This is a genomic window from Myxococcales bacterium, assembly GCA_016716835.1.
GTDB lineage: Bacteria > Myxococcota_A > Polyangia > Haliangiales > Haliangiaceae > JADJUW01.
In genome coordinates this window covers 1,436,702-1,461,218 of the sequence record JADJUW010000001.1, presented here as the reverse complement: position 1 = coordinate 1,461,218, position 24,517 = coordinate 1,436,702, and the positions used below count along the sequence as shown (strand labels likewise).

The window sequence follows — 24,517 nt, the reverse complement described above, 5'->3', positions numbered from 1 at the left end:
GCTGGGCGCACGGTGCCGCTGCTGCCAATTTTGCTGCAGGCAATTACGAGCGGTCAGTTAGCCATCGCGACCGGGGGCGAGGCGGCGCCGATCACTGCAGGCATTAACCTGCGCCTACCTGAGGGCGATATGGTCTATGTGCCGCCCGATCGCCTGCAGCGTTGGTTGCGTCCGCTGGTCGAATTGCGCCTCGCCGGCCTCTCTAAGGGTGGCGAGCTGCGGCTGCCACGCATCGTCGCGGCGCAGCTGGAATTTGATCCGCCGCAGGATGACGAGCTGGTGCCGCGGCCGCGCCAGGAGCGCGCAGAGGCGCCGCTCACGGCGATGCGCACGCAGCTGGAGGCGTTGCTGCAATTAACGCCGCGTCGAGAAAGCGATCGTTTTCTCGGGACGCTTCGATCGTATCAGCGCCTCGGCGTGGCATGGCTTTGGGCACTGCACGACGCGCATCTCGGCGGCATCTTGGCTGATGAGATGGGGCTAGGCAAGACCATCCAAGTGCTTGCCTTTCTCGAGATGCTTCACGCCGATGCTCGCGCAGAGACATTGGCGGACCAGGTCGCTATGCCATCGCTCGTGGTTGCGCCGCGCAGCGTGGTCGAAAACTGGTACGCCGAGACCATGCGGTTCGCGCCGCAGCTGCGCCCGCTGCTGCACCTGGGCAAAGATCGCCACGCCGAGTCGGGCGCGCTCGCCGAGGCGCCGTTGGTGCTCACTAGCTATCAGACGCTGCTGCGCGATCTCGAGGTGTTTGAGGCGGTCCGCTGGCGCACCATCATGTTCGATGAGGCGCAGCAGCTCAAAAACGCCGACTCGCAATTGCGCAAGGCCGCCGCGAGGCTGGTCGCACAAAGTCGGTTTTGTCTCACCGGTACGCCCATCGAAAATCATCTTGGTGAGCTTTGGTCGCAGGCCGATCTCGTGGTGCCGGGGCTGTTTGGCCGGCTGGCTTCATTCAACGCCGTCTTTCGCCGCTCGATCGAAAAGCACGGCAATCATGAGCGGCTGGCGATGTTACGCCAGCGCCTTGCGCCGTTTCTGCTGCGCCGTCGCAAGGCAGACGTCGAGTTCGACCTCCCGCCCAAGACCGAAATTGTCGAACGCATTGAGCTCGATACCGCGCAGCGCGATCTCTACGAAACCCTGCGGCTTAAGCTCGACGACCAGGTGCAGCGGACGCTGCGACTCAAGAACATCGGCGGCGCGCCGATTGAGGTGCTCGATGCCTTGCTCAAGTTACGCCAGTGTTGCTGTGACCCACGGTTGATTGCGCTTCCTGAGGCCCGCCGCGTCACCAGCTCGGCCAAGCTCGAACGCCTGTGCGACATGCTGGAGCAACTCGCCGACAGCGGGCGCAAGACCCTAGTGTTCTCGCAGTTTGCCTCGATGCTGGCCCTGATTGAGGCTGAAGTTCAGCGTCGCGGCATCTCGTACAGCATGCTCACCGGCGCCACGCGCGATCGCGCGAAGGCGATCGCGGCGTTTCAGACCGGCGAAGCCGCGGTGTTTCTGATCAGCCTCAAGGCGGGCGGCGTGGGCCTAAACCTAACCGCGGCAGATACGGTGATCCACTACGATCCGTGGTGGAACCCCGCGGCGCAGGCCCAGGCCACCGATCGCGCCCACCGAATTGGCCAGACCAAGCCGCTAACGGTTTATAAGCTGGTGGCGCGCGGCACCTTGGAAGAGGCCATATGCGCGCTGCAAGCGGAGAAGCAACAGCTAACCGATGCGGCGCTGGTCGGCGGCGGCTTTACCAGCCTGCGTGCGGAGGACCTCAGCGCGCTGCTACAGCAAGCCGAGGCGTTGTAACCTGTAAACGCTTCACTCAATCCCGCAGCCGCGTCGATGTTCTTGACCCCGACCCGCGATTGATTGCGCGAACCAAGATCAGCAGCAACGCCGCGCCAATGAAGGCGACGAAGATGACGCCAGCGAGGCCACCCGGTGCGCGCCAGCCGGCGGCAGAAAACACCCAGCCGCCGATGAAGGCGCCGGCGATGCCGGTCACGATGTCACCGATGATGCCGTAGCCCGGGCCACCGACGACGATGGAGGCGAGAACGCCGGCGACGAGACCAACAATAATCCAAGTAAGTATTTCCATGATAAGTTCCTATCTATCTGTGAGCATAAAAAAAGCTGCCTGGCGTAGGCAGCAGAGGAGTTGAACACGCGACTTGGCTCACCACATAACGGTGAAGCCGACGTTAAAGCGCACGGCGCCGGTTAGCGCAACCAACGTGACATCCGTTTCGCCTGGCGCGACTTGGACGTCGGTCGAGAGCGTCGTGTATTGGTAGGCGAGCGAAGGCGTTAAGACGCCCGAGCGGCCGATCATGATGTTGGCGCCGAGGCGTGGGGCAACGGCGAAGCCGGTTCCTAGGCCGCTCACATGCGAGGCGCCGGTGCCAAGACCAATGAAGCCAAACGTCGAGCGATTAAACGGGACGTGATAGCTCGGCTCGAGCAGGGCAGTCCAAAACGTCGACGACGAGTCGCCGGTGTCAATGTAGTTAACGGCTAGGATAGCGGACATCTCGAAGTTGTCGGCCAAAAACCAACCAATCGTCGGGGACACATTCATCTGGGTGTAATCCGAGGCAAAGGTGAAGCCGGCGGAGCCGCCGAGCTCAAGCACGCCAGCGCGGCCGTAGCCAATGAGGCCGCCGACGCCTGCCTGGCTGATAACGCCGCCGGAGGCCGTGATGCCTGGCGAGGCAACCTCTGGCTGTTCGTCGTGGTCAGACTGTGGTGCTGGCAGGGCATCGTCGCCGGTAGCCGAGGCTGGGGTGGGCTCGTCGGTTTTGCCTGGCGTTGGGTCAGCCGTTGGCTGAGCGCTGGCGAGGCTTGCCGCGAAAATGAGTGAGGTGAAAACAAGGGTGGTTTTGTAAATGGTATGCATAGTAGAGCGATCTCCTGTGAAGTGCCGCGACATGCGGCGTTGCGCCAACTTGGGGTGAAATCCCCTGGCTTTGGTCAACATGACCTTGGCCTTGTGCAAGAGCCGGGCCGCTCCGCGAAAACAGCTCGCCATGGGGTCTTGGGCGCCAACCACAGGGGTTTGAGCCCATGCCCCTTAGCGCTGCAATGCCTTGTATGTGCGCACTCGCCCACGCGGGCGTCTTCGCACGTGCTAGGTTGCGCCGATGGCCAACCGAATACTTGTGGTGGACGACGAGCCCGACGAAGCAATGGCCGTGCGCGACTTGCTCGTGCGCTACGGCTACGATGTGCAACATCGGCTAGATGGTGCCGCCGCGCTTGAGGCCATTGAGGAGAGCCCCCGACGAATTTGATGCCGTGCTCTCAGACAATCACATGGTTGGCATGAGCGGCCTGGAACTCTGCGTCGAGCTGCATGCGCGGCATCCGTCGCTGCCCGTCATTGTGTTGACGGGCCAGCAGAGCATTGAGGTAGCGGTCGCGGCGCTGCGAGCGGGCGCTTATGATTTTGTTACTAAGCCTTTGATCGTCGATGCGGTCATCGCGGCCGTCAAGCGCGCGTCGGAATGGCGCCGCCAGCGTGCGGATTTATCCCGGCTACGGCAAGAGGTCGACGCGGTACGTCCCATTGATGGGCTCATCGGGGAGAGCCCTGCGATTCGCCGCGTCTCTGAACTGATCCGCCGCGTCGCCCAGAGCGATGCCACGGTGCTTATCACCGGCGAGAGCGGTACCGGCAAAGAACTCGTAGCCCGCGCGATCCATGCCGCCGGCCCTCGCGTCGATAAGCCATTTGCGGCGCTTAACTGCGGCGCGGTGCCAGAGCAGCTCCTCGAGAGCGAACTCTTTGGCCACGTCAAAGGCGCCTTTACCGATGCGCGACGCGACCGCGCGGGCCTATTTGTTCAAGCCGGCGACGGCACGGTGTTCCTCGACGAAATCGGCGAAATGCCGCTGGCGATGCAAGTCAAGCTGCTGCGCGTCTTGCAAGAGCGCGTGGTAAGGCCCGTTGGCAGCGACGTCGACGTGCCGTTTGTCGCGCGCGTCGTATGCGCCACAAATCGCGATCTGGAGACGGACGTGGTCGAGGGGCGGTTTCGCGAGGACTTGTACTATCGGGTTAATGTGGTTCAGGTCGAGGTGCCGCCGCTGCGCGAGCGCGCCGGCGACGTGCTCATGTTGGCGCAGCACATTCTCAACAAGATTGCCGGGCGCACGGGCCGCCAGATCGCGGGCTTTGAGCCCGAGGCTGCGCGTAAGCTCTTGGCCTACGATTGGCCGGGCAATGTGCGTGAACTTGAAAATACGATTGAGCGGGCGGTGGCCCTAACCCAGCACGTCGAAATTTCCAGCGCCGATTTGCCGAGCAAGGTTTGTGACTACAAACCAAATCACCTCACGATTGCCGGCGATGACACGAGCGAGCTTATGACGCTCGCGGAATTGCAGGGCCGCTATGTTCAGCGGGTGTTGGCGACGGTAGGTGGCAACAAGTCCAAGGCCGCCAAGATCCTCGGCATCGATCGCCGTTCACTCTATCGCCGCCTCGAAGAAGTGCCTGCGGCCTAAGGCACAGGCTTCAGGCCGCATTGGGCGCTAGGGCTCAGGGTGGGCGGAACCGTCCACGAATCCCTGCTGCCACGGCGTGATCGTAGGCCCCAGCCGGGGTTTGCTGCGCGCGCGATGTGGCACGCGACGTGCAACGTCTGGCGACTATGTCAAAACAAATTCTTGTCCTGGCAACGGCGGCCATGCTGCCGATTGCGCTCCACGGCGCCGCCAGTGCCGAACCGAATTACGAAAGAAATGGCGCAACGTTTGGCGCGAGCTTTGGCTTCCAGGCGATTTCTGATCTTGGCGCCGGCATCGAGCTAGCGGCCAGGCATCGCGATGCGAGCGCCTTGCGCGGCCTGGTTGACGAATTGGATCGGTTTCTCAAAGGCCGCGCGGCCGCCACGCCTGCGCTGGCGACGGCGATCGCTCCCGTGGCGGTGGCCACCGCGGTCGCGCGCGCCATCGTGCTCATTGACGATGACGATGATCTTCGCGAGCTCTTTGTCGACGTGCTGATGCGCCGCGGCCACCATGTCAAGTCGGCGCGCAGCGGCCTCGACGGCGTCGCCTTGATTATTGCCGAAAGACCAGATGTCGCGATCATCGACATCAGCCTGCCGGACATCGACGGCTACGAGGTGGCGCGACGCGCGCGCGCGGCCGTTGCGCACGAGGTACATCTCGTCGCCATGACCGGGCATGGCCAAGAAAGCGATCGGCTTGCCGCGCTGGCGGCCGGCTTTGATGCTCACATGACCAAGCCGATCGACATGGCGCTGGTTGAGGCCATGCTGCAGGGCGATATTTGAACCGCGGGTCGGCTTGGGGTACAGTGCGCCGTGGCGGCCGAGCTCGTTGTCGTTAAGATAGGAGGCGCGAGCTTAGAGACGCCGCAACTGCGCGATCAGTTTTGTCGCGACGTGGCCGCATGCGCGCGAGCCGGGGCGCACCTCGTGGTCGCTCACGGTGGTGGCAAGCAGATTTCGACCCTGCTGGCCGAGCTCGGCATCGAGCCCGTGTTTCGCGACGGCCAGCGTGTGACCGATGAGCGAACGCTCGACGTCGCCGCCATGGTGCTGTGCGGTCAAATCGGCCCGGCGCTGGTCCGCGGCATTGCCGCCGCCGGTGGGCGCGCCATTGGCCTGCATGGAGGTGACGGTGCGCTTTGCCGCGGTCGTGTGACCTCGGGCGCCCTTGGCCTGGTCGCGGACGAAATGACGTTTGACGTGGCTATTATCCGCCAGCTGATGCCGGCCTACATTCCCGTGGTCTCGAGCATTGCGTTGGCGGCCGACGGCACGCCGCTCAACGTCAATGCCGATGTCTTTGCGGCGGAGTTGGCGATCGCGGCTTGCCGCCGATCGCTTGTTGCTGCTCACCGATACCCCGGGCGTGCTAGGCGAAGACGGCAAGGTCATCGAACGCCTGAGCGCGCCCCGGGCAAGCGAGCTCATGGCTACCGGCACTATTTCAGGTGGCATGATCCCCAAGGTTGAATTTGCGTTATCGGCGATGCGGCGCGGCGTCGCGAACGTTGCCATTCTCGATGGCCGTGAGCCAGGCGCGCTCGCGGCGGCGCTGCAGGGGCGCGCGGCGGGCACCATAGTATCTAAGTACGCGTAAGGCGTTGTGAGGCATCATGAACCAAACAGAAATTATTGAACTAGCCGGTCGCGTGCTCATCAGGAATTATCGCCAGCAGCCCGTGGTGATGCAGCGCGGGGAGGGCGCCTATTTGTGGGATGCCGCGGGCAAGCGCTATCTCGATATGACCGCAGGCATCGCGGTGTGCGCCCTTGGGCATGCCCATCCGGGACTCACCGCGGCGCTGCGCCAGCAAGCTGGTGAGCTGCTGCACGTCTCCAACTTGTACTTTAATGCGCCGCAGGTGTTGGCGGCCGACGCCATCGTGCGCCACAGCTTTGCCGATCGGGTCTTTTTTTGCAATTCCGGCGCCGAGGCCAACGAGGCCGCGCTCAAGCTAGCCCGGCGCTATCAAAGCGAGGTAGCGGGCCAGCCGGCGAGGATCAAAATCGTCGCGACCAATGGCGCGTTTCACGGCCGCTCCATCGGCACGGTCTCGATTACCGGCCAGGTCAAGTATCGCGATGGCTTTGGGCCGCTCTTTGGTCCCGTCGAATTTATCAACTACGGCGACGTGGCGGCCGCCGAGCGCGCGCTTAGCGCCGCCGATGCCTGCGCGATCATTGTCGAGCCCGTGCAGGCCGAAGGCGGGGTAGTTGTCGCGCCACCCGGCTACCTCGCCGCCTTGCGCGCGATCTGCGATCGCACCGGCACGCTGCTGATTTTTGACGAGGTGCAGACCGGCATGGGGCGCACCGGCACGTGGTTTGGTTATCAAGCCGACAACGTGGCGCCAGACGTCATGACGCTGGCCAAGGGCCTGGGCGGCGGCGTGCCGATCGGCGCGATCGCGGCCAGCGAACGTGCGGCGCGTGGCCTGGCGCTGGGCGAAAATGGCATCGTGCCGCATGCGACAACCTTTGGCGGCAACCCGTTGGCCTGCGCCGCGGCCGTCGCGGTATTTAACATTATAGAAGGCGAGGGCCTGCTCGCGAACGCCGCGGCTATGGGGGCGTATCTCGGCGAACGCCTGAGCGAACTCGCGGGGAAATTTCCTGGCCTCGTTACGGAGGCGCGCGGCCGAGGACTGCTGCGTGGCCTGGTCGTGACGGTGCCGCCGGCTACGATTACGGCGGCGTGTCGCGAGCGTGGGCTCTTGCTCTCAATGGCCGGCAGCAACGTGGTGCGCTTCGTGCCGCCGCTCATTATTACGCGCGCCCAGATCGATGACGCGCTAGTCATCTTGACCGCGGTGCTAGCGGAGGTGCACGTAGCATGAGCCGGGCCGCCCCCAAACACTTTCTCACGCTGAGCGATATCCCGCGCAGCGACTGGCCGCAGGTCTTGGCCAAGGCCCAGACGTATCTCGCCACGCGCGGCGATCACGAACGCCCCTTGGCCGGCAAAAGCGTTGTGCTGATTTTTGAGAAGGCCTTGATGCGCACCCGCCTATCGTTTGAGATCGGCGTCCACGAGCTCGGCGGCTATCCCGTCGTGCTTGGCAAGCACGATACCCAGCTCGGGCGCGGCGAACCCATTGCCGACACCGCGCGGGTCATTTCGCGCTATGCGCATGGCTGCGGCATCCGCACGTTTGGTCACGAGCGCGTCGAGGAATTTGCGCGCCACAGCACCATTCCGGTCATCAACATGTTGACCGACGATCACCACCCCTGCCAGCTCGCGGCGGACTTGCTGACGGTGTTGCAGGCAAAGGGCGACCTCACCGCGCCGAAGTACGCGTGGGTGGGCGATGGCAATAACATGGCGCATTCGTGGATCGAGGCGGCGGGGGTGTTTGGCTTGCATTTGGTGCTGGCGTGTCCTGAGGGCTATCGGCCAAAGCCAGCCATCTTGGCGGCGGCGCAGGCGGCGCAAGCCGCCTTGGGTCGCGGCAGCATCTCTATGGTCGCCTCGCCAAAAGCCGCCGTGGCGGGCGCCGACGTCATCTCGACCGACGTTTGGACCTCGATGGGGCAGGAGGCCGAGACGGCCGCGCGGGCCAAGGCGTTTGCGGGCTATCTCATCGATGAGCCATTGTTGCGCACGGCGGCGCCGGACGCCATGGTGCTGCATTGCCTGCCCGCGCATCGAGGCGAGGAAATTGCCGCCGAGGTCATTGATGGCAAACAGTCCCACGTGTGGGACCAAGCCGAGATGCGCCTACATGCGCAAAAAGCCATACTTTGGTATTTGATGTCTTCGTAGCGAAGGCGACTTGCACCCCAGCGCCCTAGCCTGGGTATAATAGACGAGCATTCATGGCAGCTGTGCCCGCAGAAATCCCCGGCATCGGCGCGACGTCGCTTAGGCTCGTTCCCAATCCGGTATTTAATCCGATGGAGGCAACGCCCGCGCTGTCGAGCCAGGATTTTTACGTGCTGTCGCGCTTCGATGGCACGACGACGTTGAAAGATCTGATCTTGATGACGGGTTTTCCCGCCGACGAGTCGATTGCGATCATTTTGAAGCTGCGCCAGATGAGGGCGATCTTGTTGCCGGGAGAAGTCGCCTCGGCCTCCACGACGATGCCTCCGCCAAATGCGCCGCGCACGGCCACGCCGGCGGCGTCCAGGCCGCGCACCGCGACGCCTGCGGCGGCGGTACCGCGCACGGCGACGCCTGCGGCGGCGGTGCCTCGCACGGCGACGCCATCGGTCGCCTCATCGTCAACCCCATCGGTCCCGCGCACCGCCACCGCCAAGGGCGTGCACGTCAGTCGCACCGTCAGCACCAACATGCCGCGCTCGGCGCTGCCGTCGGCCGATCTGCCCATCGCGAAGTTTGACACCCCCACCATGCGTGGGCCTGAGCTGCCAAACACCACCATCCCGCCCGCCGAGGGCGAGCCGTGGACGGCCAAGGAACTCGCAGCGTTTCGCGAACCCAATGAGCTGTCGATGGAGCAGCGCGCGCTTATCCTGCGCTACCTGCGGCTGGTTGGCCAAGGCAATCGCTTCGCGCTCTTGGGCGTTGCGCCCGACGCGAGCAAGCAAGATATCAAGCGCGCGTTTTTTAGGCTCTCCAAGGAGCTGCATCCTGATCGCTACTACGGCAAACAACTTGGCGAGTTCGCGACTCATCTAAGCGTCGTCTTCGTCGCGATCTCGCGCGCCTATGAAGGGCCCGCGGGCAGCGGGGCGTTGGCGCAGGGCACCACCTCGGGCGCGGCGCAAAGCGCAAGCGAGCATGCCGCCGAGCTTTACGAGCGTGCCTGCCAAACCGAGATCGCAGGCGATGCCGCGGGCGCGCTTAACTTATTTCGCGCCGCCGTGCGCCTGACGCCGACCGCAAAATACCTGCGCCGCGCCGCCATGTGCGCGCTGACCGCCGGGCAGGTCGCGTCGGCCGAGGAGTTTGCGCGCAAGGGCGTCGCCGTCGATCCCGCGGACGTTTCGATGCAGCGTTTGCTGGCGCAGGCCTTTCGCGATGGCGGCAAGCTCGCCGAGGCCGAAGAGGTGCTGGTGATGGCGATGGCCATGCGCAGCGAGAACGACGTGCTCGGCGGCGAGCTGCGCAACGATCTGCAGCAGGTGCAGCGCCTCCTAAATAGCTAATCGGGTATATATGTACGCCTCGCACCTACGCGCGGGTGAGCGCGCTCGCTCGCCGAATATCGGCGCAAAACTAGCGCAGCCCGTACTAATCGGGTGACAATACTATCCGGCATGGCTGGCGAGAAAGTGATTGGGATTGACCTTGGGACCACCAACTCCTGCGTGGCGATTGTGGAAGACGGCGTGCCGTCGGTCATCCCCAATCGAGGAGGCTACAAGACCACGCCTTCGATGGTGGCCATCGCCGAGAATGGCAAACGCCTGGTTGGCCACATCGCCAAGCGTCAGGCCATTACCAATGCGGAAAACACCGTTTATGCCGCCAAACGCCTGATTGGACGCAAATGGGGGTCCGCCGCGGTGCGCACCTCCCTGGAGACGTCGCCCTATCGCATCGTCGAGGGACCGCACGATGACGTCCGCATCATGATGCGCGACCAAGTCTTCTCAGTGCCGGAAATCTCCGCCTACATCTTACAAGAGATGAAGATGATCAGCGAAGAGTACCTCGGCGAGCCGGTCGAAAAAGCCGTAATTACGGTGCCGGCGTACTTCAACGATGGGCAACGCCAGGCGACCAAAGACGCCGGCCGCATCGCCGGCCTCGACGTGATTCGCATCATCAACGAGCCAACCGCGGCCGCGCTGGCCTACGGCTTTGGCCGCGACATCGAACGCAAGATTGCGGTCTACGATCTTGGCGGTGGCACGTTTGATATTTCGATTTTGGAGATCGGCAGCGGTGTCTTCGAGGTGGTCTCCACCGCGGGCGATACGTTTCTTGGTGGCGAGGATTTTGACCGTCGCATCATCGATTGGCTGGTCGAGAGCTTCTACACCCAACACCAGATTGATCTGCGCAAAGACAAGATGGCCTTGCAGCGGCTCAAGGACGTCGCCGAAAAAGCCAAATGCGAGCTCTCGGGGGTGCGCGAGACGGAAATCAATCTGCCGTTTATTATTTCGACCGGCCGCAACGAGGCGCTGCATCTGCAGACCGTGCTGACGCGCGACAAGCTCGAAGAGTTGACCGCCGATCTGGTCGATCGCACGATGGACACGGTGGCCAAGACGCTCGAAGAGGCCGAGCTTTCGCGCGAGGACATCGGCGAGGTGATCTTGGTGGGTGGCATGACCCGGATGCCGCGGGTGCAGGAGCGCGTCGCCCAATTCTTTGGCCGTGAGCCAAGCAAGGGCGTGCACCCCGACGAGGTGGTGGCGCTTGGCGCCGCGATCCAGGGCGCGGCGCTAACCAGCGAGCGCAACGACATCTTGCTCATCGACGTGACGCCGCATTCGCTCGGCATCATGATCGTCGGCGGCTATTTTTACAAATTGATCGAACAGAACTCCAAGGTGCCCACGCATGCCGAGCACATCTTCACCACGGTCAAAGACAACCAAACCTCGGTGAAGATTCTCGTCTTGCAGGGCGAGAATGAGCGGGCCGAGGAAAACGAACTGCTCGGCGAATTTGTCTTAAATGGCCTCCGCCGCGCGCCCAAGGGTGAGGTTGAGGTCAAGGTGACGTTCGCCATCTCGGCCGAAGGCATCGTCAGCGTTGCGGCGCAAGACATGGAAACTGGCCTCGAGCAGTCCATCACCGTGACCGCGACCAGCGGCCTCACCGAGGACGAGCTGCGCAAGATGATCGACGCCAACCAAGATTACATGGTTGAGGTGCGCTCGACCCAGGAGTTTGACAAGGCTCGGCACGCCGCCGAGCGCGCGGTTGACGAGATTGAGCAGCTATATCCCGCGGTATCGGAGGCAATTTCGACGTCAGACCACGGCCAAGAGGCCATGAAAAAGGCACGCGCCAACATCGATCGCGCCAAGGCCGCGATAGCCGCCAAGGATTTGGCGGCGCTCACCGATGTCACAGAAACCTTGCAGCGCACGCTGAACATGTTCCGCGGCGTTGTTTCAAAGACCCGCGCGGGGTGATGAGTGGCGCGTCGCGCAGCTAGCTCATCCTCTTCCGACGGCGGCCCAGTTGATGAGCTGATCGCCGCCGGGCTAGACATGTACGCGCGGGGCGACGTCGATGGGGCGTTGGCGGTGTGGCAAGAAGCCTTGGCCTTGGCACCAGGCGACTCGCGCGCGATGGGCTACGTCGATTACGTCGTTAGCAACTATCAGGTGTTGCGCAAGCCGACCGTCGCCGAGGCGAGCTCGGATGGCATGGAGTTCGCCGACGAAACCAGCAACGCCGGGTTGGCGGTTGACGGCATGGGGACCAACTATCAACGCACGACCGTCGACGACGGCTGGTTTCTCGATGACGACATGGGCGCCGGTTACGCGGCCGTCGTCGATCCGCGTGGCGCGGCGTCGCCGTCAGAGCCCCCACCGCCGCTGCCCGAAGAAAATGAATTTCTCGCGCCGAGCGCCACGGTCGACGCCCCAGGCGTCGCCCGGCAGCTAGCGCAACATGCGCCCGCGGGCGAGGGCGGTAACCTAGATGCCGGCGGAGGCAGCATCACCGTGCCGCCTCCTACCCGCGAGCGGCCTGCCGTATTTCCCGAAGCCAGCGATGAAGACGCGGCGATGCTCGAGGCAAGGCTGCGCGGCGCGCGCCACACCCTTGCGCCCGGTAGCGTGCCACCCGTGGCCGAGATCATGCGCAGCCTGCGGCCGCGCCTGCATGCCGATGAGGTCGAATCGCCCGACCGTTTTTCGCGGCCCACGGCGCCACCCATGTCAGCCACGCTCGAGGCAACCGCCGCGGCACTCCTAGCGCCAAGCGATGATCCCCTGATCGGCGACACGACCGCGGAAGTGCAGTACGCGCCGGAGCCGGTCGAAGATTTTCCCACCGGGCCGATGTCGATGCCGCTCCCCAAGCCGCGCTCCCCGAGCCTTCGCCGACCGCGCGCTTTGACGCCGTCGTTGGGAGCACGCCTGACTTTGGCGAGCCCGCCGAGATGGATTTTGGCGACTTTGATCGCATACATCACCACCGCATGGATCTCGACGCGTCGGCCGAGCCACCGCCCCCCGCGCCCGATCGCTCGATTCCCCGCCCTGGGTCGCACGATGCCGATCTTGGCGACTACGAGATGGAGCTAGAGCTAGCGCCCGGCATGGCCTTGCAGCCCGCGTTTGTCGAGCCTACCTACGGCAAGGCGGGCTCGGCCAAACGCGCGTTTCCCGATCCAGCGCTGGGCGAGGACGAAGATTTCTTTGGCGCCCCGGGCCTGACCGAGGCGCCCGCCGCTGGAGGCCACGCCCGAGGCTGCGGACCTCACGCCCTTACGGGCGCTGCTTGCCGCCCTCGCGCGCGCGACCGCGCATCTCACCAGCGACGCGAGCGCGCGCGCGAACGTGTGACCTGGCTGCTTGCGCGCTCGAAGACGGAGTACGCTTCCGGGCAACGCCGAGCTCGCCATTTGGCGGCCGACGCGGCCTTTCGAGAATCACCCGATAGCGCCACCGCGCAAAAGCTCATCTACGGCGAGGCCACGCGCCTGCAAGCCATGTTTAGCGATTACCTCCGGCTCGCCGCAGCGCGTGCCCAGCGTCGCGCTCAGCATGGAAACCGTGATGGCCAAATCCATCGATCCGCGGGCGGCCTTCTTGTTGTCGCGCATCGATGGCATGTCAACGTTTGAGGAGATCATTGATATTTCGGGGATGGCGCAGCTGGAGGCGTTGCGCCACCTGGCGTGGTTCGTTGCCGATGGCGTAATTGTCAGTAAATAGCGGCGCAATTGGCCGCGGGATTTGGTAAGGCAGGGGCATGTTTGGTCCCTCGGCAAATCAAAAACTTCTCGTCGTCGGTTCGGTCGCGTTTGATGACATTGACGGTCCGTTTGGCTGGCATCGCGATCAGCTCGGCGGCTCGGCGTCGTTCATCGCGCGCTCGGCGGCGTATTTTACAGGGCAGGCGTCGGTCGTCGCGGTGGTCGGCGAGGCCTTTCCGCAGGCGCATCTCGATAGCCTTGCCGCCGCGGGCGTCGATGTCTCGGGCATCGAGAAGAAGGCCGGCGACACGTTTCATTGGGTCGGGCGTTATTCGTCGGACCTCGCCTCGCGCGAGACGCTCGACACGCGGCTTGGCGTGTTCGCCGATTTTGCGCCCAAGCTGCATCCGCAACACATCGATGCCCAATTAGTATTCTTAGGCAATATCCATCCTGCCCTCCAGCTCGAGGTAGTACGCCAGGTAAAGCAGCCACGCTTCGTCGCCGCCGATTCGATGAATTTCTGGATCAGCGGCCAGCGCGAGCAGTTGGTCGCCTTGCTCGGCAAGGTCCACGCGCTGCTCATCAACGATGAAGAGGCACGTCAGCTCGCCGGTGAGCATAATCTGCGCAAGGCCGCGAGCGCCATCCTTGGGATGGGACCCTCGTCCGTTATCATCAAGCGCGGCGATGCAGGCGCGTTGCTCTTTCACCGCGACGGCACCTTTGCGATGCCGGCCTTGGTGCTCGACGATGTCAAAGACCCCACCGGCGCGGGCGACAGCTTCGCCGGCGGTTTCATGGGCTACCTGGCCTACACCGGCAAAGACGATCTCGCTACGATGCGGCGCGCGATGGTCGTTGGCAGCGTCATGGCGAGCTTTGCGGTTCAGCAATTTAGCGTCGCCGGCCTCGTAGGTCTCAACGCCGAAGCCGTCCGGTCGCGCGTGCATCAGTTTTCCGAGCTGATGCGCTTTGACGGCGTCGAGCTTTAACTGACTACGCACTTGCGGAGGCCGGCGCCGGCGCCTCGGCCACCACGCGCAGCGCGTCGGCCTGGCCTGCCATCATCGCCAGCTTAATAAAGTGTCGCGAGCCGCTGGTTGCGGTGCGCAAAAACCAAAGCACCAGCGCGCCCTTGACGCCGAGCATCGGCTTGTCAAACGAGATCGCCATATAGGCACCGGCGACGAGCAGCATGGCGAGCCAGCCGGTTAGGGCGTGCAACAGCAGGCGCGGCCGCGCGAAAACAATGGAGAGGCCGAGCGCGAAACTTGCCCAGGCGCGCCGCGGGGCCCCAGCAGGCGCGGCGTCCAGCAAGACCGAGGCGAGCGCGGTCGCGGTGTCGATGAGCAGCGCGGCCGCCAGCGCCGGCGCAGCGCCAAGCAAGAGATACCCAGACCATGCGAGCAGCGAGGTTGTCTGCGCCAATGGGTGCTGCACCAGGCTGATGCCAATGCCCAGCAGCGGCAGAATAATTGAGCTGTAGAGAATCCACGACATGAGGCCAAGGCGCGCATAAGACCAAAAATTTGAAGCACCGCCGCGGGCAAAGGCCTCCATGGTGCGGGTGCGGTCGTCGGGCTGTTCGGCAAATACGCGGAGCACGCCGCCGCGAAGAAACCACGAGAGCGCCACCCACAGCATGGCCGCAGCCAGGGGCACCCACAGGATGCCGCGAAACACGTCGAGATGCGCGACCAGGAGATGGGCCCACGCCGTTACGTCGCCGTCGATGGCTGCGTCGAAGTAAGGCCGCCGCGAGAATGCCGCCGCGAGCATTTGCGCCGCGACAAAGCCCGCGCCACTCGCAATGAGCAGCTGAATGAGAAACGTCGCCAGCACCACGCCTGCGTAGCCCCACGCCGTGCTCAGCCCGCGACGCCACAGCTCGATCATAGCCCGACCACCTGCATGAGCGTCTGGGTCCAATGTGCCGTCCGCGCCCCCGCGCGCGCCGAGGCCGCCATATCGGGCGCCATGCGAATTTGCGTCGCGAGCACATTCGTATGGAGCGAAAGCACCTGCTCGGGATCGAGGACCACCTCGCGCAGCGGCACCGAGCGTCGGAATGAAAACCGATGCCAGGCCGGCACGCCGTTGTTCATGGGCGGCGCCCACGTGTTGCGAAATGCCGAGCCATCGGCAAAGCGAAACTCGACCACGATGGGCGTCCACACCGCGGCGCTTGCGACGACCGTGACGTCACACGCCCACGCGCCCTGATGGGGTGCCTTGGTGGCGTCAATCGTTTCGCGCGCCTCGCCCACGCCAAAGACCCCGCGCGCGGCGTGAGCCTCGCGGCAGTGGGCGCTGCGAATGCTCACCTCAAAGGGGTCGGTCGTGCTTAGGCTCGTGCGAAATCCCGCGGCCGTGGGGCCATCAACATAGCCCGCGAGCATGGTAAAAATTCGTCCGCGGTTGGATGCGCGAACGCGGCGTGCGCCGCCCACGCCGCCAAAAATGCCATGATGCGCGCGCGGCCAACGTGGCGCTCGAGCGTGGCAAACGCGAGGGCCGTTTTTTGGTAGGCGCCGCGGCCGTAGTCGTCGGTATCGGCGTAGGCGCTGGCGGCGGCCCAGGCCGGGGTTGCCTGCGACGTGCCCGCCTCGGCGCTCGCGAGCGCGCGGTACATGGCAAGCGCGCCGGCGCTGCTGCCGTGCCAACCACCCCGCTGCCGCTCGCGCCATAGAGCTCATCCATCACAATGGTGTCGAGCCAATCATTAATGCCTTCGTCAAGCCACGGCGACGTCGTTTCGTTGGTCGCGATGAGCCCGCCGAACCAATTGTGCGCCACCTCGTGGATCGTGACAAATTCGGGGAAGCGCACGCCGCGGAACGAAAAGGCGAATCACCAGCGGTGGTGACGAACGTCGGATATTCCATGCCCGCGATCGCGCTCATGGCGGGCGGCGGATCGACCACGGTCATGGACGCCCATGGATATGGATAGAGCTCGCGGCTAAGGACCTCGATGGTGCCAATGGCCGCGCGCAGATGGCGCGCCGCGAAGGGCGCTTGGGGGCCGCGATGCACGACGCGGACCAAGACCTGTTTGCCTTCGACCGTGGCGTGGCCAAGCGTTTCCTCAAGCCACGGATCGGCGACCCAGGCGAAGTCGTGCACCATGTCGGCGACGAAGCGTAACTTATGTTCCCCGCCATCAACCAATGCCTGCGCGAGCATGCCGGTCGCAAACACGCGGTAGGTCGAGGGCACATGCAAGGTGACGTCGTAGCTCGCGAAGTCGGCGAAGAATTCGGCGTTGCGATGAAACGGCGGGCAATGCCAACGGTCCCCCGTATCGGCGAGCAGGCGCTTGCCGAGCTTAGGGTACCACTGGGCGACGAGGTGAAAGGCATCGACAAAGCCGGTGCGCGCCATCGCCTCTGGCAGCTGCGCGACGAAGTCGAGCTCCATGGTGAGCATACCGCCAGGTGGTACCGGCTCGGGCAAGGTCAGCGAGAGCACGGTCTCATCGGGACCAACAAACCGCGCCGCCGCCCGATGTTCGCCGCCGTCGATGCGGATGCTGCTCACTTCGATCCATCCCCATTGCGTGGGCGCAAAGGGCGTGCCGTGCGCGGCGGCCTCTTGCATAAAGACCGACGCCTCGTTCTTAAACGCATTGAGATAGAGGTGAAATGGGACCTCGGTAAGGTCGCTGGTGCCGCGATTCTCAAACACCACCACCTCGGTCGCCGTGAGGCGGTGGGTCGATGGATCGAGCCGCGCGTCAATGGCGTACGTCGCCACGCGCTGCGACGGGTGTAACGTGACCCCGTCGCGCATCGGCGATTGTCCGGGTGCGAGATCCGGCACGGGCACGGCGCGAGGGACGAGATCGTCGTGACCCGAGGCGCCGCAGGCGGCGACGCTAAACCACGTCAACAAGCCCGCCAGCCGCAGCCTAAATGACGTCACCCGAAGGTCATACTTGTTGTCGCTGCCTGGTGCAAGCCAAGTGGCAGGGCCGCCAAAGCCGCGCCAGCAGATTGTGCTAGGGTGGCGGCGCAATGAGTTCGCCGTCGATCACCTTGGCGTCGCTGGCGGCGGTGGAGGCCTGCGCGAGGGCGCTGGCGCCCTATTTACGCCATGGCGATGTGGTGCTGCTGCGTGGGGACGTAGGCGTCGGCAAGACCACGTGGGTGCAGGCCCTGGCGACGGCGCTCGGCATCGCGGGGCCGGTTACGAGCCCGACCTTTGCATTGATCCAGGGCTACGAAGACGGATCGTTGCCGCTGTGGCACGCCGATCTCTATCGCATCGAGCGCGCCGCTGAAGTCGCCAATTTGGGGCTCGATGACATCGCCGGCGAGCGCGGGGTGCTGTGCGTCGAGTGGCCGCAGCTGTGGCTCTCGAGCTGGCCGCACGAGGCGTGGCTGGCTCATCTCGATCTTTCGTGGTCGTGTGACGAAGCGGGCGTGCGAACCGTGCGAATTGGCGGTCGCGGCGAGCGCGGCGAGGCGCTAGCACATGCCTGGTTGCAAGAACTGTCACGCGCGGCGCCAGCAGAAGGAGCAGCTTTATGATCAGCCATCGAATCGTTGGGATCGCGCTAGCCGTGTGCGTTACGCTTTGTGCCTCGCTCGCCGACGCCGCGCCACCGCAGGCCCCGGACGTTGCGCGCTACAACGTCTCGCTAGGGGTCTTGCCTGCCAAGGGGCCGGCAGATGCGCCGATCACAATTGTCGAATGGAGCGACTTTGCGTGTCGATATTGCCAGCTTGTGCGCGACCAGTTGGCTGCGCTCGAGCACGCATACCCGATGCAGTTGCGATGGGTGTATCGCCAGTTTCCGCTCGACGACGACAATTCGCTCTTGCAAGAGGCGGTGATCGCGGCGGCGGCGCAAGGCGCGTTCTGGGCCATGAGCGATCGCTTATTTAGCTGGCAGGGGCGCGTCACGCGCGGTGACTTGCTTGCGCTCGCCCGCGAACTCGGCCTCGATGCGTTGGCGTTCGACGCCGCGTTGGCAACGCATGCGCATCGCGAAGCGGTGCTGACCGATATGGAAGGGGCCCTTGCGCTCGGCGTGGCGGGGACGCCCGCTTTTTTTATCAATGGGCGGCCGGTTTTTGGCAACCAGCCGTTGTCGGCCTTTGTGACCATCATCGAGGAAGAGCTGGCGGCGTCGCGGCGCCTCGCCGCGAGCGGCGTCGCGACTGCCGATCAATATCAGTGGCTCATGGCGCGCGCTTCGGCGGGGCCGATCGTCGCCGATGCCGCTTCGCCAGGGCCGACGGCCGCGCCGGCTCGCGGCATCGTGGCGCCGCCGCAACTCATTGCCGGCACCGCGCCGCCATCGCGGCGGTGGGGGGCGGCCAACCCCAGCGTGCACATCGTGATGTGGAGCGACCTGGAATGTAGTTTTTGCGCCCGGCAGCTGCCGACCTTGCTGCGCGTAGCGGGTGAGTATCCCGGCGACGTCGCGGTGTCGTATCGGCACTTTCCGTTGGCGATGCACGCAGCGGCCTCGCTCGCCGCGCAAGCCAGTGAGGCCGCGGCCGCTCAAGGCAAGTTTTGGCCGTTTGCGATCCACCTCTTGGCGAGCAAGGATCGGCCCGAGCCCCGGCAGCTCATGGCAGCGGCACGCGCCGTCGGCCTCGACCTGATCGCGTTTGAGCGTGCGCTGGGGCGCGGCACGCACAAGGCCCTTGTGGACGATGAGCTCGCGATCGCGCGCACGCTAGGGCTGTCGGGCACGCCCGCGCTTATCATAAATGGCACGCTCTACGACGGCGCGCTCGATGACGTCCCGTTGCGGAAGGCGATCGAGCTGGCGCGTACGCGCACGGCCTTGGCGACGGGCATGTCGCGCGCCGACGCCGTGATGCTCGCATCCATCGATGGTCGCGCCTCGCCCTTAGACGATCCAACCTCATTCATTGGTGCGGTGCGCTCGCCCGTGGGCACCGGGCGGCTGCGCGCCCTCGTCGCCGCCTGTCACCGTGGCGACGTGTCGGCAATGGTCCAGCGCCTTGCCAGCCTCGCCACGGGCAGCCTGGCGCCTACCTCGCGCGAGCTGGCACGATGGCAGACGTGGTGTGAGCGCACCGCTAACGTCTCGCTGCGCACGGGCGACACCAAGCGCGTGGAGCGCGCGCCGTGACGTCGGTGGAGGAGGCCTTTGACCTCGTCGTGATCGGGGGCGGCTCGGGCGGCGTGCGCGCCGCGCGTATCGCGGCGACGCATGGCGCGCGCGTCGCGATCGTCGAAAAATCGCGGTGGGGCGGCACCTGCGTCGTGCGCGGCTGCATCCCGAAAAAATTGTTTGTTTACGCCGCGCAGGCGCGCGAAGCGCTAGCGCTGGCAGCCTCATTCGGCCACCAGATCGAGCATCGCGGCCACGACTTTGCGGCGTTGCGCGACGCGGTCGCCGGCGAGGTTACCCGCCTCTCGGGGCTTTATCGCGGCAATTTGGCGCGCGCGGGCGTGGTGTTATTTGAAGGCGAGGCCGCGTGCGTCGACGCGCATACCGTGGCAGTGCGCACGGGGGCTGGTGAGCGGCGACTTCGCGGCGAAAAACTACTGCTCGCGGTCGGCGGCGTGCCGCGTCGGCTCGCGGTGCCCGGCGGCGAACTCATCGACGTGTCCGACGACTTTTTTACCTTGCGCGAGCGTCCCGCCCATGCGGTGGTCATTGGCGCGGGGTTTATTGCCGCCGAATTTGCCAGCGTGCTCATTGCGCTTGGCGGCCGGGTCACCATGGTGGTGCGCGGCGGCCGAGGCTTGCCTGGCTTTGACGACGACGTGGCGACGCGCGTGTTTGCGGGGCTTGCCGCGCGTGGCGTCGACATCCGCTGGCACACCGAGGTGGCCGCGGTCGAAAAAAACGCCGCGGGACTGCGCGTTACAACCAAGGCATCGGCAGGGACCGATGGGGCAGGCGCCGGTGAGCTCACGTGTACGTGGATTTGCGCCGCCATCGGGCGCGATCCGAATCTTGACGGGTTGGGCCTTGCATCACTGGGCGTCGCGTTGGGACCGCAGGGCCACATCGTCGTCGATGAGTGGTCGCAGACCTCGGTGCCAGGCGTGTTTGCGGTCGGTGATTGCACCGGCCGCGTGCAGCTAACGCCAGCGGCGATCCGCGAGGGCCACGCGTTTGCCGACTCGCAGTTTGGTGGTCCGCGGCGCCCGCTTCGCCACGGCGTCGTGCCCAGTGCCGTGTTTTCGCTGCCGCAGGCCGCGGGCGTCGGCCTTACCGAAGCCGAGGCGCGGTCGCAATTTGGTGCGGCTTGCGGGATATATCAAACCGAATTTCGCGCGCTACAATCAGCGCTGCTCCCGGCTGACGCCGCATTTGATCGCATCTTTATGAAGTTGGTGGTGCAAGGCGAGGCCGAGATCGTCGTTGGTGCGCACATGGTCGGCGACGGCGCAGCCGAAATCATTCAGATGGCGGGGATCGCCGTCACCGCGGGCCTGACCAAGGCCGACTTTGACGCCACCTTAGCCCTCCATCCAACCGCGGCAGAAGAGTTCGTGTTGCTGAAAAAGCAATAACTTCAGTTAGTTACCTATTTATAACGACATATAGGCCAAAGTGTGCTATACACTGAACGTCAGGGCAGTATGTTAAGGAAACTGATATGCGAATTGCCTGTCTTCATCTCCCGGGTTTTGCTCTTCAGGCGCAGCTGCGAGGCGCGCTAGACACGTCGCTGCGCGCTGAGCCAGTGGCAGTCGTCGGCGCTTCATCGCGGCGCGATACCGGCGGCGCCAACTGGGTGATTGGCATGTCGCGCGCGGCGGCTGATGCCGGCGTCGTTATGGGCCAGTCGGTGTTTGTCGCCCGCGCGGCGTGCCCCACGCTTCGCGTGCTGGAGGCCGAGCCTGCAGCGTGGCAGGAGTCGCTGCAGGCGATTGCCGAGGCGCTACTCGGGATTTCCGATTGTGTTGATATTGTCGGGCGCCCGCGCGCCGAAGGCCATGACGTATTTGCCCACGTTCCCGCGCGCATGCGCGGCGATGTATTTGGGCGCAAGGTAGCGCAGGTGCTGCAAGCGCTCGGGCTGCGCGCAAAAATTGGCATAGCCGATGATCGCTTTACCGCCTGGGCCGCCGCCGGCAGCGCGCCGCTCGGCGAGACCGTTTCCGTGCCTCGTGGCGGTGCCGCCGCGTTTTTAGCGCCGCGCCCTTTGGCCCTCCTTGGGCTAGGGCCCGAAGTGCTTGGGATGTTGGCCGCAGGCCGCGTAACGACGCTCGGTGCTTTTGCCGCCTTGCCGCCGCCGTCGACGGCCCACGCCGCGGTGGCGGGTGGCTGGGATGCCGACCTGCAGGCGTTGGCGCGGGGCGACGGCAGCGCTCGCCTGCATCCTTTTGTGCCGCATGCGGCCATCGCCGAGGCGGCGTCGGTTGAGCTAGGTGGTGCCGCGAGCAGCGATGCCAGCGACGTCCTCGACTACGCGCGGTGCGTGGTTGCGCGCATGAAGGCACGGCTTGAAGGCCGCAGCGACTTGCCGGTTGCGTTTGTGGTTGAAGGCGTCGCCGGCAACGATGCGCGGCGCATTGAGATTCCGCGCGCACATGCCAACGACGCGCAGGGGGCACCCGATGACGCCGTGGATCGCGCCTTCCCGTCGGTTGAGCAGGCGGTGGCACATGCGCTACGTCGCGCCTCGCGATGTGTCGTGCGCGCCGAGTTTGGCGGCATTGATGCCACCACGCCCGCCGCCAACGACGCGGCCGCGCCACTCATCGAGGCCATTGGCGACGTCAATTTTGCCAGCGCCGGCGCACAACCCCACGCCCATCGGCGCACGCGCCGCGGCAAGCATCGCAGCCGCACCGCGCAAATCGAATTGTTTTCCGACATAGCATAAAGCGTGTCCCGCACGCGGCGCGCGACCACATGCTTCGTTTCAGAGCTACGGCTGTTCGCTCTGCTCACGACGCCTTGCGCTCAGGACGGCACGATGGACTTAATAAACGGGGCCATCGTGCCTTCGCGAAACGCTCTGATCCGAACATGTGTCGCGCACCGCTCGTCAGCGCGGTGGGTGGCACATCTTCCTTGCGGCGCCGTCGAGAGGCTCTATAGCGTACCGAATGACGGCGTGCGGCTGCTTGTGCCGAGCGCCAGGCGTCGCGAGCAGAGCGAGCAGCCGTGGCGCCAGCAAGGAAGGATGGGTCGCCCGCCGCGTCTTAGGCGAGCAATTCGTCGGCGATTTTTTTGACAAGGTTGACGTCAGCGCGATCGCCAAATTGTTTTTTGAGCATGCCGATGATGCGGCCGGCTTGCTTGGGGTCTTTGGCCGGCAAGGTGGCGACGGCGGCGGCGACGGCGGCGCGCACCTCGGCCTCGCTCATTTCTTGCGGCAGCCACTTTTTGCACCACTCGATCTCAAACTCAAGCTCCGCGACTTGCGCCTTGCCGCTCTCGCCCGCGGCGGCAAAATCGCCGCGCGCCTTTTCCATGGCCTTTTTATAAGCGCCGATCACGTCGAGCACGAGCTCGTCGGTGATTTCGGCGCGCTCGCTGCCCGAGGTCGACTTCTCCATGATGCGGGTGTTGATCATGCGAATGATGCTCGAGGTCGGCGCATCCTTGGCCTTCATCGCCGTAAGCAGCTGGGCTTTTAATTCATCTTGAAGCTTGGACGCCATGGCGCTTCATACCATGGAAGGGCCCTCGCCGGGTCGCCCTAGGTTACGGCGATTGGGCGGATCCTGCGCCGTATCAGCCGCAAGGCCGCGAGGCGCGTCAGCAAGCGCGCGGCGCTAAACGCCACCAAGTTGGTCTTGGCGATGATATCGCGCACGGTATGGCGACCGTCGATGAGGTCGAGCGTCGTCTGCTCGTCGCGGCTAAGCCGCCCCGTGCCCATGCGCCCAACCGCTTCGTCATTCTTGACGAACACGGCGTCAAAATCGTCGATGGTCTGTTCGATGAGGTGCCACTCGTCGACGCGGCGATAGCCTTCCATCAAGAGGCCCTCGATATCCAGGCGCAGGTTGGCGCCGCGCGCCGTGACCTCGATTGCGGGCAAGGGGCGAAAGCGCAGCTCGCCGCGTGAAAACCGCAAGGCCTCATAGATGAGCTCACTAGTTTGGCGCGCGAGGCACGCCCGCACGTCGACCTCTTTTACCAGCCCCTTGGCCACCAGCGACTCGCCCAGCCGCCCATGCTCCGGGGCAAGCGCGGCGACGTGGGCCTCGAGCGCCGCTTGCTCGATGAGGCCAGCTTGCACGAGAAAGCGCCCGAGGACGAATTCCTCGCGCACGCCGCGCGCAATGGCCGATTGCACCCAGCCGCGCTCGAGAAAAATGCTGATGGTTGTCGGCGCGGCCTGACCACGCTGCAAGATCTCAATGACCCCGGTTTGCCCTTGGCTGGCCATCAGGCTGAGCAGATCGCTGAGCGCGAATTTCTCGAGGTCGACGATCATGGCCGCGTTTTGCGCGGTCAGCGGCAGGGTGGCGAGCAAGTCCTTGACCGCGCTGTCGGCATAGACGATGTCGGTCGCCGCCGCGGTGAGCGTGGCTGGCGCCGTGGTACGCGGGTGGGCCGCAGCCTCCCTCGCGCTGAGGCCAGTGTCCTCGGGAATCAAGTATTTCGCGCTAAGGACCTCCTCAAGCTGCGCCTGCACCACCCCGACGGCTTGTTCATGCGCGCGAGCCTGCGCGCTGGGGTCCTCGGAAGGCAAGACCGGCTGCGTGTGGCTCTCTTGCGGACGTTGATATTTTTCGAGCGCCGCGGCGATGGTCGCCACGAGCGCCTCGGGCGCGAATGGCTTGGCGACGTAATCGACGATGCCCATGGTGCGCACGAAGCGCGCACCCACTTGATCGCCGCGACCGCTCATCAAAATGACGGGCGTGTGGCGCAACTGGTCATCGACCGCCAGCTCCCTGCAAAATTGATAGCCGTTGAGCTTGGGCATGATGAAATCGACCAAGATTAGATCCGGCAGGCGGGCGCGCGCGACGGCCAGGCCCTCTTCGCCATCGGCGGCCGAAATTGCCTCATAGCCGGCGCGCGCAAGCGCGATCTCGATGACGCGCACGAGCGTTGGATTGTCATCGACAATGAGGATCAAACTCATGCGGCACAAAAAGCATACACAACGGGAACCACCCGCGCGGCGAAGTGCGCGACGATTATGACTTTTCGCCCGGGATCCGCGTTGGCTGACGCAAAAGCTTGGTCACCAAAAACGGGCATGTTAGGCTCGGAGCCGCA

General features: G+C 64.7%; 25 protein-coding genes. 16 read left to right on the top strand and 9 right to left on the bottom strand.

All coding sequences use genetic code 11. From position 1 onward, the window contains the following. Nucleotides 1-12 precede the first annotated feature (12 nt). On the top strand, nucleotides 13-1,812 hold the full coding sequence (locus IPL79_06465; GenBank protein MBK9070630.1) for a DEAD/DEAH box helicase: 1,800 nt from the start codon (nucleotides 13-15) through the stop codon (nucleotides 1,810-1,812). A 16-nt stretch (nucleotides 1,813-1,828) separates the two neighbouring features. On the opposite strand, the gene IPL79_06460 is transcribed toward IPL79_06465, so the two are convergent. Together IPL79_06460 and IPL79_06455 are read right to left on the bottom strand one after the other, a co-directional pair. Beyond that, complete coding sequence (locus IPL79_06460; GenBank protein MBK9070629.1) at nucleotides 1,829-2,107, bottom strand: GlsB/YeaQ/YmgE family stress response membrane protein; 279 nt, start codon at nucleotides 2,105-2,107, stop codon at nucleotides 1,829-1,831. 78 nt (nucleotides 2,108-2,185) lie between these two features. Next, entirely contained in the window at nucleotides 2,186-2,986 is an 801-nt protein-coding gene (locus IPL79_06455; GenBank protein ID MBK9070628.1) for a hypothetical protein, read from the bottom strand. Between the two features lie 163 nt (nucleotides 2,987-3,149). On the opposite strand from IPL79_06455, the gene IPL79_06450 reads away from it, so the two are divergent. The 3 genes from IPL79_06450 (at nucleotide 3,150) to IPL79_06440 (ending at nucleotide 5,309) form a co-directional block, all read left to right on the top strand. Next, a complete protein-coding gene (locus IPL79_06450) occupies nucleotides 3,150-3,299 on the top strand; it encodes a hypothetical protein (protein ID MBK9070627.1) in 150 nt (49 codons plus the stop codon). A gap of 31 nt (nucleotides 3,300-3,330) precedes the next feature. After that, a complete protein-coding gene (locus IPL79_06445; GenBank protein MBK9070626.1) occupies nucleotides 3,331-4,515 on the top strand; it encodes a sigma-54-dependent Fis family transcriptional regulator in 1,185 nt (394 codons plus the stop codon). A gap of 146 nt (nucleotides 4,516-4,661) precedes the next feature. Continuing rightward, nucleotides 4,662-5,309, top strand: coding sequence for a response regulator (locus IPL79_06440; protein ID MBK9070625.1), 648 nt, complete (start codon nucleotides 4,662-4,664; stop codon nucleotides 5,307-5,309). Between the two features lie 72 nt (nucleotides 5,310-5,381). On the opposite strand, the gene IPL79_06435 is transcribed toward IPL79_06440, so the two are convergent. Next, nucleotides 5,382-5,648, bottom strand: coding sequence for a hypothetical protein (locus IPL79_06435; GenBank protein MBK9070624.1), 267 nt, complete (start codon nucleotides 5,646-5,648; stop codon nucleotides 5,382-5,384). 217 nt (nucleotides 5,649-5,865) lie between these two features. Between IPL79_06435 and IPL79_06430 the strand changes: the two genes are divergently transcribed. The 8 genes from IPL79_06430 to IPL79_06395 all read left to right on the top strand — a co-directional run bounded on the left by IPL79_06430 (nucleotide 5,866) and on the right by IPL79_06395 (nucleotide 14,322). After that, nucleotides 5,866-6,123, top strand: a complete 258-nt coding sequence (locus IPL79_06430; protein MBK9070623.1) for a hypothetical protein — start codon at nucleotides 5,866-5,868, stop codon at nucleotides 6,121-6,123. 16 nt (nucleotides 6,124-6,139) lie between these two features. Beyond that, on the top strand, nucleotides 6,140-7,363 hold the full coding sequence (locus IPL79_06425; GenBank protein MBK9070622.1) for an aspartate aminotransferase family protein: 1,224 nt from the start codon (nucleotides 6,140-6,142) through the stop codon (nucleotides 7,361-7,363). Beyond that, on the top strand, nucleotides 7,360-8,292 hold the full coding sequence (gene argF / locus IPL79_06420; protein MBK9070621.1) for an ornithine carbamoyltransferase: 933 nt from the start codon (nucleotides 7,360-7,362) through the stop codon (nucleotides 8,290-8,292). The genes IPL79_06425 and argF overlap by 4 nt, the downstream gene beginning before the upstream one ends. A 53-nt stretch (nucleotides 8,293-8,345) precedes the next feature. Next, nucleotides 8,346-9,641, top strand: a complete 1,296-nt coding sequence (locus tag IPL79_06415; protein ID MBK9070620.1) for a DnaJ domain-containing protein — start codon at nucleotides 8,346-8,348, stop codon at nucleotides 9,639-9,641. 111 nt (nucleotides 9,642-9,752) lie between these two features. Next, on the top strand, nucleotides 9,753-11,588 hold the full coding sequence (dnaK, locus tag IPL79_06410; protein MBK9070619.1) for a molecular chaperone DnaK: 1,836 nt from the start codon (nucleotides 9,753-9,755) through the stop codon (nucleotides 11,586-11,588). Between the two features lie 3 nt (nucleotides 11,589-11,591). After that, nucleotides 11,592-12,713 carry a tetratricopeptide repeat protein gene (locus tag IPL79_06405; GenBank protein ID MBK9070618.1) on the top strand — a complete coding sequence of 374 codons (1,122 nt, stop codon included), beginning with the start codon at nucleotides 11,592-11,594 and terminating at the stop codon, nucleotides 12,711-12,713. Further along, the gene (locus IPL79_06400; GenBank protein MBK9070617.1) at nucleotides 12,704-13,255 is read left to right on the top strand and encodes a hypothetical protein; all 552 of its coding nucleotides are present in this window, start codon (nucleotides 12,704-12,706) and stop codon (nucleotides 13,253-13,255) included. The genes IPL79_06405 and IPL79_06400 overlap by 10 nt, the downstream gene beginning before the upstream one ends. 128 nt (nucleotides 13,256-13,383) lie before the next feature. Then, entirely contained in the window at nucleotides 13,384-14,322 is a 939-nt protein-coding gene (locus tag IPL79_06395) for a sugar kinase (protein ID MBK9070616.1), read from the top strand. A gap of 4 nt (nucleotides 14,323-14,326) precedes the next feature. Here IPL79_06395 and IPL79_06390 read toward each other — a convergent pair whose 3' ends face one another. The 4 genes from IPL79_06390 to IPL79_06375 are packed head-to-tail and all read right to left on the bottom strand — an operon-like array spanning nucleotide 14,327 to nucleotide 17,253. Beyond that, nucleotides 14,327-15,226 (bottom strand): hypothetical protein, encoded by a 900-nt coding sequence (locus IPL79_06390; protein MBK9070615.1) that lies wholly within the window; start codon nucleotides 15,224-15,226, stop codon nucleotides 14,327-14,329. Continuing rightward, complete coding sequence (locus IPL79_06385) at nucleotides 15,223-15,729, bottom strand: hypothetical protein (GenBank protein MBK9070614.1); 507 nt, start codon at nucleotides 15,727-15,729, stop codon at nucleotides 15,223-15,225. Before IPL79_06385 ends, IPL79_06390 begins: the two co-directional genes overlap by 4 nt. Next, nucleotides 15,710-16,126 (bottom strand): hypothetical protein, encoded by a 417-nt coding sequence (locus tag IPL79_06380; GenBank protein ID MBK9070613.1) that lies wholly within the window; start codon nucleotides 16,124-16,126, stop codon nucleotides 15,710-15,712. Before IPL79_06380 ends, IPL79_06385 begins: the two co-directional genes overlap by 20 nt. Continuing rightward, nucleotides 16,030-17,253: a hypothetical protein gene (locus IPL79_06375; GenBank protein MBK9070612.1), complete on the bottom strand. Its 1,224-nt coding sequence runs from the start codon at nucleotides 17,251-17,253 to the stop codon at nucleotides 16,030-16,032. Before IPL79_06375 ends, IPL79_06380 begins: the two co-directional genes overlap by 97 nt. A 92-nt stretch (nucleotides 17,254-17,345) precedes the next feature. On the opposite strand from IPL79_06375, the gene tsaE reads away from it, so the two are divergent. The 4 genes from tsaE to IPL79_06355 all read left to right on the top strand — a co-directional run bounded on the left by tsaE (nucleotide 17,346) and on the right by IPL79_06355 (nucleotide 22,157). Beyond that, nucleotides 17,346-17,861 carry a tRNA (adenosine(37)-N6)-threonylcarbamoyltransferase complex ATPase subunit type 1 TsaE gene (tsaE, locus tag IPL79_06370; protein MBK9070611.1) on the top strand — a complete coding sequence of 172 codons (516 nt, stop codon included), beginning with the start codon at nucleotides 17,346-17,348 and terminating at the stop codon, nucleotides 17,859-17,861. Next, nucleotides 17,858-19,441, top strand: coding sequence for a thioredoxin domain-containing protein (locus IPL79_06365; protein MBK9070610.1), 1,584 nt, complete (start codon nucleotides 17,858-17,860; stop codon nucleotides 19,439-19,441). The genes tsaE and IPL79_06365 overlap by 4 nt, the downstream gene beginning before the upstream one ends. A gap of 5 nt (nucleotides 19,442-19,446) precedes the next feature. Beyond that, nucleotides 19,447-20,838 (top strand): FAD-dependent oxidoreductase, encoded by a 1,392-nt coding sequence (locus IPL79_06360; GenBank protein MBK9070609.1) that lies wholly within the window; start codon nucleotides 19,447-19,449, stop codon nucleotides 20,836-20,838. A gap of 86 nt (nucleotides 20,839-20,924) precedes the next feature. Next, entirely contained in the window at nucleotides 20,925-22,157 is a 1,233-nt protein-coding gene (locus tag IPL79_06355; GenBank protein ID MBK9070608.1) for a hypothetical protein, read from the top strand. A 322-nt stretch (nucleotides 22,158-22,479) separates the two neighbouring features. Here IPL79_06355 and IPL79_06350 read toward each other — a convergent pair whose 3' ends face one another. Both IPL79_06350 and IPL79_06345 read right to left on the bottom strand, forming a co-directional pair. Beyond that, entirely contained in the window at nucleotides 22,480-22,941 is a 462-nt protein-coding gene (locus IPL79_06350; protein ID MBK9070607.1) for a GatB/YqeY domain-containing protein, read from the bottom strand. A 38-nt stretch (nucleotides 22,942-22,979) separates the two neighbouring features. After that, a complete protein-coding gene (locus tag IPL79_06345; protein MBK9070606.1) occupies nucleotides 22,980-24,380 on the bottom strand; it encodes a response regulator in 1,401 nt (466 codons plus the stop codon). Nucleotides 24,381-24,517 lie beyond the last annotated feature (137 nt).